Raw genomic sequence first — 11,973 nt, 5'->3', positions numbered from 1 at the left:
CGCTCCAGCCTAGGGAGAAACGCCCTCACCCGCGGCCAGCGCTTCGATCGGAGCGAACTCCGCCGCGAGGCCGAACGCCGAAGGTCCGAAGGCGGCGAGCGCATCGGACGTGCGCATCATCTCCGGGGTGGAGATACCCAGTACTCGGACGCGCTGACCGTACCGGAGCCCTTCCGTCGTGATGGGCTCGGCCGTCTCGTGATCGACCACGCAGATCAGGTCGGGGACGATCGCGACGAGCGTCTCGCCGCGGTGCGCGATGAGGTTCTCGTTCTGGAACGAGATCTCGAACGTGTCGCCCTCGTCCGCGCCCAGCGGCGCGATGACGGCTCGCCCCTTCGCGAATCCCTCGGTCGTGCGGCGTTCGACGTCGACGACCTTGCCGACGCAGAGTTCGCGCAGGTGCGGGTACAGGGTGGTCGAGAGCGTGCGGGCGATCGCCTCGAACGGTGAGCGGTGCTCCTCGCGGGCGAGGCGGATGGCGCGACCGAGCGCGAGCGCCATCGAGATCGTGCGTGGCACGGCCGTTCGACGGACGTCGGCTCCCGTCATCGCATACTCGGCGATGTGTCCGACGCCGCCGAGACGGATCGTGATCCCGCGGGCGAGCCACTCCATCTGCCGGTCGTCGTCGCCCGTGTCGATCACGACCTTCTCCCCCCGTTCCCCGGCCAGGGCGAGGGGCGATCCGTGCACGCCGTACACGGCGAAGGTCTCCATCGACAGCTCGGGGAACGCTCGTCCCATGCCGTCGGCGTCGACCACGGGAAGCCCGGTCTCCGCGGCGACGATGAGCGGGATCATGGAGTTGATGCCACCGCATTCGATCGGCATCGTCGCATCGGCCGTGCGCCCCAGATGCTCTTCGAGCGTGCGCAGCGCGAGTGTGGGCTCCGTGCCCGCGGGGATCTTCTCGATCATCACGGTCGGCGCCCCCATCTGCGCGGTCGGGATCACGAACAGATCGTCGGGGAGCTCATCCGGATCGAGGATCGTGATGCTGCCCTCGCCGAGAACGCGCTCGACGAGCATCTTGCCGATGTACGGATCGCCTCCCCCGCCGGTACCGAGCAGCGTCGCGCCCCTGGCGAGGTCGGGCAGGTCGGCGGCGGTGAGCTGCCAGCTCATACGGGGGCTCCCGCCGCAACGGTTCCGACGGAGATGCTGCCGTCGAAGCGGTGCGCAGCCATGTCGTACCCGAAGTACCCGGGGCCGACCATCGCGAGCGCCGCCTGCGAATGCCAGCGCTCGTCGGCCGGAGCCGCGATCACCCGCACCCGCTGTCCGTACCGCAGCGCCTCGGTCGTGATCGGCTCACCCGACTCGCCGTCGAGCACCATGATCAGGTCGGGCGTGGTCGCGAGCACGACGCCGTCGGCTTCCGCCACCAGATGCTCGTTCTGGAACTGCAGGGTCAGCGTCGCCCCGCCGTCGCCGTCGATGCGCGCGCGCCCCCGGGCGAAGCCGGTCGTGGTGGCTCGGTGCACGTCGACCACCTTGCCGTCGAACAGCTCACGCCCGCCGAGCAGATCGACGACGCCCTCGACCGGATCCGTCTTCGCGTCCCGCGCCGCCGTGATGCGCTCGCCGATCTCGATGCATCGGGAGAGCGACCCCGCAACCAACGACTCGCGAGCGGCGGAACCCGACATCGAGAATCCCGAGATCATGACCGAGCAGCCCATCTCCACGCAGGCCACGCGGGCGATGCGCTCCGTCCAGGAGTTGTCGACCGTCTGCAGCACGCCGGTGTTGCCCTTCTCATCGCTGAATGCGAGGGGAGAGGCGGTCACCCCGTAGAGCGTCGGGAGCACCATCTGCAGTTCGGGGAATGCACGCCCCATGCCGTCGGCGTCGACGAGCGGCAGACCGAGCGCTGCGGCGGCCGCGATCGGGATGGTCGAATTGACACCGCCGACCTCGGCGCACGCGATGTGCGTGATCGGGCGGCCGAGGTGCACACTGAGCGCCTTGACCGGCTCGACGACCTCGGCGAGACTCGGCAGCTTCTCCACCATGACGGTCGGTGCGCCCATCATCGCGACGAACAGCACGAGGGCGTCGTCCGGTACCTCGTCGAGGCCCACGACCGTGACATCGCCGGAGGCCAGCGCCTGACGGGCGAGGAGTGCTCCGATGTAGGGGTCTCCTCCCCCACCCGTGCCGAGGACGGCAGCACCGCGGGCGAGTCCGTCGATGTGCGCAGACGTGATGGTCCAGCTCATGTCATGCCCCCATGTCGAGGTCGCCGACGGCCTTCACGCGGATGCGCGTGGCGTTGCCGGGAAGGTACGGGATCGGCACCTCGTCGAAGTCGATGATCGACACGGTCGAGGGCTTCGCACCCGCCGCGATCGCCTTGTCGACGGCCTCGGCGCGGACCTCGGCGATCGTCTCATCGCGACGACCGGGCTCGATCGCATAGACCTTGTCGATCTCGCCGCCGACCTGGGCGATCGATGCGCCGATGGCGTTCGCGACCGCGTAGTTCTCCGGTCGGTGCACGGTGCCGAACAAGGGCAGCTCGTCGGGGAGCAGGATGGATCCGCCGCCGACGGCCACCACGGCGATGGGCTCCGGCGAGGTGCGCATGCGGTCGACTGCTTCGGACACGCGCTCGGCGATGCGGGCGAGCACTCGCTGCACGAACGCGGGGTCGAGGTGTGCGACCTTGCTCGCATCGCCCACCTGGGCGCGACCCGCCGCCACCGCGATGTCCGTGGCTGTGAGTGTGGACCCGCCGAAGACCAGGGCCTCGGTGGTCAGCCTGTACCCCACCGATGCCGGTCCGACCTCCGCGGTCTCCTCATCGACGATGCTGCCACCGCCGATGCCGAGGGAGAGCACGTCCGGCATCCGGAAGTTGGTGCGGATGCCGGCGACCTTCACCTCGTTCGCCGTCTCCCGAGGGAAGCCGTTGATCAGCAAGCCGATGTCGGCGGTCGTGCCCCCGACATCGATCACGGCACAGTCGTCGAGACCGCTGGTGGCCGCTGCTCCACGCATCGAGTTCGTCGGTCCGGAGGCGAAGGTGGCGACCGGGTAGCGGCGCACATACTCCTCGTCCATGAGCGTGCCGTCGTTCTGGCTGAGGAAGATCGGCGCCTCGATTCCCTGGGCGCGCACGGCAGAAGTGAGTCCATCGACGATCTCGGAGGCGAGTTCGCGCAACGCCGCGTTGATGATCGTCGCGTTCTCGCGCTCCAGCAGTCCGATGCGTCCGATCTCGTGCGACAGCGAGATGGCGGCGTCATCCCCCAGCACCGACGCGACGATCTCGGCGGCCCGCACTTCGAGGTCGTGGTTGACCGGGCTGAAGACCGAGGAGATGGCGACCGACCGGATGCCGTGAGCCTTCATGTCCTCGGCGTGGGCGCGGATCTCCTCGGGGTCGAGCGGCGAGATCGGCCTGCCGTCGAACTCGTAGCCACCGTGCGCGAGGTAGCTGCGGGCCTGGGTCGCCTCGACCAGCACCTCCGGCCAGTCGACCAGCGGCGGCAGTGCACGCGTCGCCGGCAGCCCGAGGCGCAGGGCGGCGACGGGCGCGAGACGGCTGGCCTGCACCAGGGCGTTGATGAAGTGCGTCGTGCCGATCATCACGGCGTCGATGTCCGCGCCGGCGAAGGCGTGTCCGGCCCGCAGGTCCTCGATCGCCTGGATGATGCCGCTCGTCACATCGGGTGTTGTCGAGTGCTTCACCCCGGCCAGGGTGCGGGTGCCGTCCATGAGGACGGCATCGGTGTTGGTGCCGCCGACGTCGATGCCGATGTGCATGATTCTCGCTTTCCGGTGAGGGGATGTGTGTCTCGGGGCCGGTCAGGCCGCTGCTGCTTCTTCGATCGGGGCCGCCTGTCGCGTCGTGGCGACTCCGACCCCGCGCACCCAGCCGAGCTTGCCCGCCACGATGTACAGCACCATCGAGAGGAAGAGACTGAGCAGGGACGGGATGCCCCACGTGACGAAGTATCCGACCAACGCGGAGACGAGCCAGACGACGATGGTCGCGGGAACGATGCGCGGTGCCGTCGCCGGCAGTGTGCCGGCTTCTCGGGTGGCGTCGAGCTCGGGGCGCCAGCGACGCACGATGTAGTACTCGGCGACCATGATCCCGGCGATCGGCGGGAATGCGACGCTGAGCACGATCAGGAACTCGGTGAACTGGCCGAGGATGCCGACCGCGGCGAGGATCGATCCGACGACGCCCAGCACGATGGTCGTCGTGACGCGGTGGAGGTTCTTGCCGAATGCGGTGGAGATGAAGTTCACCAGTCCCAGCGTGGAGGAGTACAGGTTCCAGTCGTTGATCTTCAGGGTGCCGGTGAGCACGATGAACAGACCGATGAATCCGACCGACGAGGTCACGATCGCGACGATGTCGCCGCTGGCGGCCGCGTGGGCGAGCAGCACGCCGGCGAGGCCGATCACGAACTCGCCGAGCGAGACGCCGACCACGGTCTGCTTGATGACGTCGGCGCGCGACCGGTTGAAGCGGGTCATATCACCCGTGATGATCGCGCCGACGATGAGACCACCGGCGACGATGCCGGTCCCGGCCCAGACGCTCATGGTCGGGCCGGGGGCAGGACCGGTGAGCAGCTCGCCGATGTCGTGGCGGGTGAGCTCGGAGATGACCGACCAGCCGACCAGGATGAGGAACAGGGGCACGGTGATGTTCGCGAGCCACTGCATCCCGACGAACCCGAAGGCCACGATCGCCGTGACGGCGAGACCGAAGATGAGGCTCCAGGCCCATACCGGCAGGGCGCCGGGCATCAGGGCGTCGAGGGACTGGGCCGAGATGGCCGACTGGATGCCGAACCAGCCGATCAGGCTGATGCCGATCGCGAGGCCGACCAGCGAGGCGCCGATCTCCCCGAAGCCTGTCCAGCGGGCGAGGAGGGCGGTGTTCAGGCCCTCGCGCTGGCCGATGAAGCCGACCACGCACATGATCACCTCGAGGATGAGCGAGCCGAATAGGAAGGCGAGGACGGCCTCGCCGAAGGTCATGCTGTAACCGAGGGTCGCGCCGAGGAGGAACTGGGAGAGCGCCGAGACCTGTCCGAATCGCTGCACGGCGATTCCGAACCAGGGTCTGCGGGCCTCGGGAGTCACTCGGGAGAGCGCGAAGTCGTCTGCGTGCGCCGTACGTGCCATGAGGGTTCCTTCGGGAGGAGGAGGACGGGTTGTGCGCCACAGTAGCGACGCTTCCCCTACCCCCGACATGTGCATATCGCACGAGAATCCCACAAGGATGTGCAGGTCGCACACCCCAGGTTGCTCTCCTCCCGCAGGCCCCGTCGCGCCCGTCCCATCGACGAGACCCACCCTCTACGACGAGACCCACTCGCACCGACGCGGGCAGGAGTGGGTCTCGGTTCGAAGCGTGGGTCTCGACGACCTCGCAGCGCCCCCGCGGCTCAGTGCAGCGCGTTGGTCTCGATGAAGGCGCGGAGGGCCTGCTCGTCGTCGCCCATCTCGGTCACGTGCTGCGGCGCATCGAGCATCTCCTGCAGCTCGGGCGCATACCCGAGCTCGACGCCGATGGCCTCGTGGATCGTCTCCGCGAACTTCTCCGGCTTCGCGGTCTCGAGCACGAGCATCGGCACCCCGGGCTCGACATGCTCGCGGGCGACCTTGACACCGTCGGCCGTGTGCGGGTCGATGACCTCGCCGGTCGCCTCGTACACCGCGCGGATGGTCGCCAGTCGATCCGCATGGGTCGACGTGCCACTGACGATGCCGAACTCCTCGAGGAAGCGCTGCTTGTCGGCGGAGAAGTCGAAGTGGCCCTGCGCCTCGAGATCGTCCCAGGCGCCGACGACGCGAGCGGGGTCGCGGCCGACGAGCTCGAAGATGAACCGCTCGAGGTTGGACGCCTTCGAGATGTCCATCGAGGGACTCGACGTGGCGAGGGTCTGGGCGGCGCTGCGCGGACGGTAGACGCCCGTGCGGAAGAACTCGTCCAGCACGTTGTTCTCGTTCGCGGCGAGCACGAGACGACGGATCGGGAGTCCCATCTGCTTCGCGAAGAAACCGGACAGGATGTTGCCGAAGTTGCCCGACGGCACAGTGAACGACAGCTCGGTCCAGCCACCGGCATCGGTCGCGCGCAGCCAGGCCCAGAAGTAGTAGACGGTCTGCGCCGTGATGCGTGCCAGGTTGATGGAGTTCACCGCGCCGAGGTGCTGGGCGCGCTTGAAGTCGAGGTCACCGGCGAGCTTCTTCACCAGGTTCTGGCAGTCGTCGAAGACACCCTCGACCGCGATGTTGTGCACGTTCGCGTCATCGAGCGAGAACATCTGCGCCCGCTGGAACGCGCTCATGCGGCCCTGCGGCGACAGCATGAACACGGCGACGCGCTCCTTGCCACGCAGCGCGTGCTCCGCCGCCGAGCCGGTGTCTCCCGAGGTGGCGCCGAGGATGTTGAGCACCGCGTCGTTGCGCTCCAACGTGTATTCGAGCACCTGGCCGAGGAACTGCATGGCCATGTCCTTGAACGCGAGCGTCGGGCCTTCGGAGAGCCCGACGAGCGTCAGGTCGTCGTCGATCGCGCGCAGCGGCACCACGCCGTCGGGGAAGCCGGCGTAGGCGGCGTCCGTCATCTTCGCCAGATCCGCCCGCGGGATGTCGGTGGCGAACAGCCCGAGCACCTCGGTCGCGAGCTGCGGATACGTCAGCGCACGCCAACGCTCGAGCGTCTCGCCATCGACGGTCGGCATGACCTCGGGCACCGCCAGTCCGCCGTCGGGCGCGAGGCCCTCCAGAAGCGTCTCGCTGAACGACTGCGGCTGCATGCCGCCGCGGGTGGAGATGAACTGCACGTTGGCTCCTCGGCTCGGGACTCGGCCCGTCCATTCTCGCAGGGTGTTCCCCGTCGCGTTGACGCGATGACGGAGGCGGGCGCTGCACTCAGAACAGCGAGGTGGGCAGTGCCCCTTCGTGCTCCAGCAGCCAACGCTTGGTCTCGAGCCCGCGACCGACCTCGCCGCCCGAATAGCCACCGAGCCCGTCACCGGCGACGACCCGGTGGCAGGGGACGATCAAGGGCACGGGGTTGGCTCCCATGATCGAGCCGATCCCCCTGGCGGGGACCGCGGTGCCGCTGCGTGCGGCCAAGCCGCCGTAGGTGATCGTCTCGCCGTGCGCGACGGTCTCGTGCAGGGCGACGAGCACAGCTCTGGTCGCCGCGGTCTGCACGCCGAGGTCGACCGGCACGTCGAAGTGCTGCAGCCTGCCGTCGAAATAGGCGCGGAGTTGCGCGAGAGCTTCGGCGAGCAGCGGATCGTCGCCCGGCTCGGACACCACCACACTTCCTTCGGGCGGAGTGGCCCGCCACGTGACGCGGGTGATCGCAACGCCGTCGCCGACGACTCCGACGACGCCCACCGGCGTCGCGAGCGTTCCGAAGGCCGACATGCGTCGAGAGTACCGCCCGTTCCGGACACGTAGACCGGGGGGAAGGATCACGGCGCGGATGAGCCATCTCGCGGGGAGAGGGTATGGCGCCCTGTCGCTTCCGGCGCGACCCTGGATGGTGGCCATCGCCGTCCCCGGCAGGCTCACCGTCTCGCTGACAAGGAGCACCCCATGAACACCACCACAGCTGAGCTCGACCTCACCGACGTCCGTCTGCACTACGAGCTCCGCGGCGAGGGACCGCTGCTCGTCCTGATCGGCGCGCCGATGGATGCCGACGCCTTCGCTCCCTTCGCCGACGAGCTCGCCACCGATCACACCGTCCTCACCACCGACCCGCGTGGCGTCAAACGGAGCATCCTGCACGACCGCTCGCAGGGCTCCAGCCCCGAACAGCGCGCCGACGATCTCGCGGCGCTCATCGAGCACGTCGATCGCGGACCCGCGACCGTCTTCGGCTCCAGCGGTGGCGCCGTGACGAGCCTGGCGCTCCTGCAGGCGCACGGCGACCTCGCATCCGTCGTCATCGCCCACGAACCCCCGCTCCTGGAGCTGCTGCCCGACCGCGTCGAACAGCGCCGTCTCACCGACGAACTCCGATCGGCGGCGGTCTCCGGCGACCGCGTCGGCGCCTGGAGGCTTTTCTTCGCGCAGGCGAACATCCCGATGCCCGAGGAGGCGCTCGTCCAGTGGTTCGGCGGCGAGGTCGATCCGCAGCATCACGCCGACGAACAGTTCTGGTTCCGTCACGAGCTTCCGGCCAGCGTGCGCTGGGAGCCCGACCTGGAGACGCTGCGAGCGCGCACGGCCGACCTCGTGCTCGGAATCGGCGAGGAGTCGGCCGGCCAGCTGTGCGACCGCACGACGACTGCCCTGGGGGAACAGCTCGGAGTCGAGCCGACCCGGTTCCCCGGCGACCACACCGGGTTCGTCGATCACCCCGCGGAGTTCGCCGCGCGTCTTCGTGAGGTGCTCGCCCGCTGAGGAGCGCCGGGCGATCGAGGCCGTCGAGCGCACGACCGGCTCGACGGCCTCGACACGTCATCTGCGGGAGAGCTGTTGCCAGAGCGCGGCCCAGTGCTCGGGGCGCAGCTCACGGGGAAGGCGGCACTCCCCCGCCCCGGCTGCCGCCACCGCCCGTCGGGCCTTCGCCATCGGGATACGCGCGGCGGCGGCGACGACCGCGGCGAGACTCCCGCCTGGGCCCGTGAACATCGCGCGGACGAACGCGTCGTATCGCTGCCGATCCGATACCGGGACGAGCGGCGACCCCCGACGGGTGATGGCGAGCAGGCCGCCGTCGACGCTCGGCTGCGGTGAGAAGCCCCGCGCAGGGACCCGCCCTTCCAGGGAGAATTCGAACCACGGCGCGGACTGCGCCGTCATCATGGTGCCGCCGCCGACACCGGCACGCTTGCGCGCCACCTCCCATTGCGTGAGCAGCACCGCCTCGTTCCAGCGGTCGCGCGAGAGCAGACGCCGCAGGATGGGCGTCGTCACGTGGAAGGGGATGTTGCCGACCACGGTGTCCGCATCGAGCGGGTGCCGTGTGGCATCGGCGATCTCGACGCGTATACCGGGCAATGCCGTGCGCAGTCGGTGCACGCGGTGCTCGTCGACGTCGATCGCGGTGAGCGGTCTGCCCAGGTCCGCGAGCACGCGGGTCAGTGCTCCGTCGCCGCAGCCGAGTTCGAGGATCGAGCCAGAGGTGCGACCGACGAGGGCGGAGATACGGGTGAGGGTGGGACGGTGGATGAGGAAGTTCTGGCCGAGTTCGTGACGGCCGCCATGGATTGAACGAGGCATGAGTGCGCTCCAGAAGAAGAATCGGAGCACCTCGGACGAGGAAGACGACGCGAAGAGGCGTCAGTGAGGACTGCCCGTCCCGAGGTGCGATGACATCTCGGTGGACGGCGCGCAGATGTGTGCGGAGAGCGAGCGCGCCGTCAGGCGCGGCGGTCGCGGACCACGAAAGAGCGCCCCATCATGGGCGCTGCGCATATTGTTCCCATGCCTGCCAGCATATCCGCCTCAGATCCAGCCGCGCTCCTCGGCCATCAGCACGGCCTGCTGCCGCGTGCCGACGGAGAGCTTTCCGAGGATCACCGAGATGTGGTTGCGCACCGTGCCGGGTGCGAGGGAGAGGGCTCGCGCGATCTGCCCGGTCGTCTCCCCGCGCCGGCCCGCACGCAGCACATCGAGTTCGCGGTCGGTGAGCGGAGAGCGCTCGTCGCTGAGGGCGTCGGCCGCGATCTCCGGATCGACGTAGCGGGCGCCGGCCGCGACGCGCCGGATCACCGCGGCGACCTCGTCCGCGCCGCGGGACTTGGGGAGGAATCCGGAAACGCCCGAGGCCAGGGCACGTCTCAGCACTCCCGGGCGTGCATGTCGGGTCACCACCACGCAGCGCGTCGCGATCGCCCGGTTCAGCTTCTCCGCCACCTGCACGCCGTCCAGGCCCGGCATCTCCAGGTCGAGCAGGCAGACGTCCGGCTGCAGCCGCAGAGCCTCGGCCACGGCCTGTTCCCCGTCGGCGCACTCGGCGACGACCTCGATGTCCGGCTCCAGCCGCAGCAGCGCGGCGAGCGCGGAACGGATCATCCCCTCGTCGTCGGCCAGCAGCACCCGGATCATCGAACCTCCTCCGGCGTCGACGGCACCGTCACGACCACGATGAACTCCTCCGGCCCCCGCCGCACGTCGAGCGTCCCACGTACCTCTTCGATCCGCCGCCGCACGCCCTCGAGGCCGGACCCGTCGAGATCGGCCTCGTCGTGCTCGGACTCTGCGTCCGCCGCCACGTCGTTCGCGATCTCATAGCGCCACGCATCGCCGGCGCGGGTCAGCAGGAGACGTGCCCGCCCGCCGTCGCCGTGTCGCAGGACATTCGTCGTCGTCTCCCGGATGACGGGGCCGAGGGCCGAGGCCGGAGCCGAATCGGCATTCGCATCGATGACGGCATCCACGACCAGACCCGCCGCGGACAGCAGGTCCCTGGCGTTGGCGAGTTCGTCGCCCAAGGGCACGGAGCGGAAGCGCGTCGCCAGGTCCCTGGTGCCCTGACGCGCCTCGTCCACACTGACGCGGGCGGCGCGGAGCTGCTCCATCCCCGCATCTGGATCGCCCGGCAGCAGCCGTTCGGCCAACTCCAGCTGGAGTGCGATGACCTGGAGATGGTGGCCTTGCAGATCGTGCACGTCCGTCGCGACGCGCAGGCGCTCCTGAGTGGCCGCGAGCTTGGCCTCCGAGGTGCGGGCGCGGTCCAGGGTGACCAGCACGTCCCACCACCACAGCGAGCTCACGGTCGTCCCGGGGAGCAGCGCTGCGTAGATGACCGGCAGCCACCAGGGCAGGTCGACGCCGAAACCGGCCGTCGTCGAGTCGATCAGCCCCAGCGCGATCAGCACGAGGGTGGCGGCACCGACCACGCGCACGCGCACACCCCGCGGCCAACTCAGCAGCACGAAGAACTGCATCACGGGCATGGCGCCGAGCTGCCAGCTGCCCACCAGGAGTCCAGCCGTGACGCCGTAGCCGACCGCCACGAGGAACGGCACAGCCAGCCGCCTCCAGGCGACCCCGGGGGCGACGTCGACATGGCGGCGATAGTCGAAGAGCAGCAGCAGCGTCGACGCGCACCAGACCATGCCGCCGAGACCCACGAAGAGGATGACGCCACCCCGCAGGTCGTCCGCTGCGGCGATGCTGGTCCACGCTCCGACCAGCATGAGCTCGATGAACAGCACGGCCGTCACCGTGTACCACCAGGTCGCCGTGATGCCGCGCGCGAGCTGACGTGATCCGGGTGCCGGCTCGGGAGCGGGGTCGGGAAGTACGCGGGTCACGCTCCCACGATAGGGCCGTGACAGTTGTCACGGCCGGCGCGTGCGATCCACCCGGGAGTCGGTGACGGGCCGACACTGCCGGAACTTCACCGTCTCGGTTGGACTGGAGTCATCGCATCGGAGACTCCGATCGCACCGACAACCGGGAGCATCCCATGAACCTCGTCGAGACCTTCCAGAACCTGGTGGCCCAGGTCCCCGAACTCGTGCAGCCGCTCATCGTCGCCCTCGCCGGCGCGGTCCCCTTCGTCGAGGGTGAAGGGGCGGTGAGCATCGGCATCATCGGCGGCATCTCACCGGTGGTCGCCGCGATCGCCGCGATCGTCGGGAACTTCCTCTGCGTCCTGGTCGTCGTGCTGGTGAGCTCGGGTGCCCGGCAGGCCGTCGTGAACCGCTCTCGCACCAAGACCGCGGCTCTCGCCGGCGGCGGCACGACCGACGTGGAGACGGTGAACCCCGAGGACACCGGTCGCGGCACCGCTCGTCGCGAGAAGTTCCAGCGCGCGTTCGAGCGCTACGGAGTGCCGGGTGTCAGCCTGCTCGGTCCCCTCCTGCTGCCGACGCAGTTCACCGCGACGATGCTCGCCGCGTCCGGGATCGGCCGTGCGCGCATCCTGTTCTGGCAGGCTCTCGCCATCATCGGATGGACCACGATCATCGCCGTCATCGTCGGGAGCGCGGTGTACGCGATCCGCTGATCCCTCTGAAAAGG

Annotated in this window: 11 protein-coding genes; 2 read left to right on the top strand and 9 right to left on the bottom strand. The window is 69.3% G+C overall.

What is annotated here, in order from left to right:
- Positions 1-9: 9 nt before the first annotated feature.
- From AB4070_RS16405 to AB4070_RS16380, 6 genes are all read right to left on the bottom strand, one after another.
- On the bottom strand, positions 10-1,128 hold the full coding sequence (locus AB4070_RS16405; RefSeq protein WP_441981040.1) for a DUF917 domain-containing protein: 1,119 nt from the start codon (positions 1,126-1,128) through the stop codon (positions 10-12).
- Positions 1,125-2,225, bottom strand: a complete 1,101-nt coding sequence (locus AB4070_RS16400) for a DUF917 domain-containing protein (RefSeq protein ID WP_441981039.1) — start codon at positions 2,223-2,225, stop codon at positions 1,125-1,127. Before AB4070_RS16400 ends, AB4070_RS16405 begins: the two co-directional genes overlap by 4 nt.
- Before the next feature lies 1 nt (position 2,226).
- The gene (locus AB4070_RS16395; RefSeq protein ID WP_441981038.1) at positions 2,227-3,774 is read right to left on the bottom strand and encodes a hydantoinase/oxoprolinase N-terminal domain-containing protein; all 1,548 of its coding nucleotides are present in this window, start codon (positions 3,772-3,774) and stop codon (positions 2,227-2,229) included.
- Between the two features lie 42 nt (positions 3,775-3,816).
- Complete coding sequence (locus AB4070_RS16390; RefSeq protein ID WP_441981037.1) at positions 3,817-5,154, bottom strand: purine-cytosine permease family protein; 1,338 nt, start codon at positions 5,152-5,154, stop codon at positions 3,817-3,819.
- A 263-nt stretch (positions 5,155-5,417) separates the two neighbouring features.
- On the bottom strand, positions 5,418-6,821 hold the full coding sequence (gene thrC, locus AB4070_RS16385) for a threonine synthase (protein ID WP_441981036.1): 1,404 nt from the start codon (positions 6,819-6,821) through the stop codon (positions 5,418-5,420).
- 88 nt (positions 6,822-6,909) lie between these two features.
- Entirely contained in the window at positions 6,910-7,416 is a 507-nt protein-coding gene (locus AB4070_RS16380) for a methylated-DNA--[protein]-cysteine S-methyltransferase (RefSeq protein WP_441981035.1), read from the bottom strand.
- Between the two features lie 171 nt (positions 7,417-7,587).
- Between AB4070_RS16380 and AB4070_RS16375 the strand changes: the two genes are divergently transcribed.
- Complete coding sequence (locus AB4070_RS16375; RefSeq protein ID WP_441981034.1) at positions 7,588-8,400, top strand: alpha/beta fold hydrolase; 813 nt, start codon at positions 7,588-7,590, stop codon at positions 8,398-8,400.
- Between the two features lie 57 nt (positions 8,401-8,457).
- On the opposite strand, the gene erm is transcribed toward AB4070_RS16375, so the two are convergent.
- The 3 genes from erm to AB4070_RS16360 all read right to left on the bottom strand — a co-directional run bounded on the left by erm (position 8,458) and on the right by AB4070_RS16360 (position 11,261).
- Positions 8,458-9,222 (bottom strand): 23S ribosomal RNA methyltransferase Erm, encoded by a 765-nt coding sequence (erm, locus tag AB4070_RS16370; protein WP_441981033.1) that lies wholly within the window; start codon positions 9,220-9,222, stop codon positions 8,458-8,460.
- Between the two features lie 225 nt (positions 9,223-9,447).
- On the bottom strand, positions 9,448-10,050 hold the full coding sequence (locus AB4070_RS16365) for a response regulator (RefSeq protein WP_378875672.1): 603 nt from the start codon (positions 10,048-10,050) through the stop codon (positions 9,448-9,450).
- Positions 10,047-11,261, bottom strand: coding sequence for a sensor histidine kinase (locus AB4070_RS16360; RefSeq protein ID WP_441981032.1), 1,215 nt, complete (start codon positions 11,259-11,261; stop codon positions 10,047-10,049). Before AB4070_RS16360 ends, AB4070_RS16365 begins: the two co-directional genes overlap by 4 nt.
- Positions 11,262-11,416: 155 nt before the next feature.
- Between AB4070_RS16360 and AB4070_RS16355 the strand changes: the two genes are divergently transcribed.
- Positions 11,417-11,959, top strand: coding sequence for a small multidrug efflux protein (locus tag AB4070_RS16355; protein WP_441981031.1), 543 nt, complete (start codon positions 11,417-11,419; stop codon positions 11,957-11,959).
- Positions 11,960-11,973 lie beyond the last annotated feature (14 nt).

The organism is Microbacterium sp. 2RAF4 (genome assembly GCF_052115285.1).
Classification (GTDB): Bacteria; Actinomycetota; Actinomycetes; order Actinomycetales; family Microbacteriaceae; genus Microbacterium; species Microbacterium oxydans.
The sequence above is the reverse complement of the archived record's forward strand: the minus strand, read 5'-3'. Positions and strand labels throughout refer to the sequence as shown.

Bases quoted from the DNA above. Each gene is read 5' to 3' on its own strand.
- AB4070_RS16375 (WP_441981034.1), top strand. From the start codon at position 7,588: ATGAACACCACCACAGCTGAGCTCGACCTCACCGACGTCCGTCTGCAC.
- AB4070_RS16355 (WP_441981031.1), top strand. From the start codon at position 11,417: ATGAACCTCGTCGAGACCTTCCAGAACCTGGTGGCCCAGGTCCCCGAA.
- AB4070_RS16395 (WP_441981038.1), bottom strand. From the start codon at position 3,774: ATGCACATCGGCATCGACGTCGGCGGCACCAACACCGATGCCGTCCTC.
- erm (WP_441981033.1), bottom strand. From the start codon at position 9,222: ATGCCTCGTTCAATCCATGGCGGCCGTCACGAACTCGGCCAGAACTTC.
- AB4070_RS16380 (WP_441981035.1), bottom strand. From the start codon at position 7,416: ATGTCGGCCTTCGGAACGCTCGCGACGCCGGTGGGCGTCGTCGGAGTC.
- AB4070_RS16405 (WP_441981040.1), bottom strand. From the start codon at position 1,128: ATGAGCTGGCAGCTCACCGCCGCCGACCTGCCCGACCTCGCCAGGGGC.
- AB4070_RS16390 (WP_441981037.1), bottom strand. From the start codon at position 5,154: ATGGCACGTACGGCGCACGCAGACGACTTCGCGCTCTCCCGAGTGACT.
- AB4070_RS16400 (WP_441981039.1), bottom strand. From the start codon at position 2,225: ATGAGCTGGACCATCACGTCTGCGCACATCGACGGACTCGCCCGCGGT.
- AB4070_RS16365 (WP_378875672.1), bottom strand. From the start codon at position 10,050: ATGATCCGGGTGCTGCTGGCCGACGACGAGGGGATGATCCGTTCCGCG.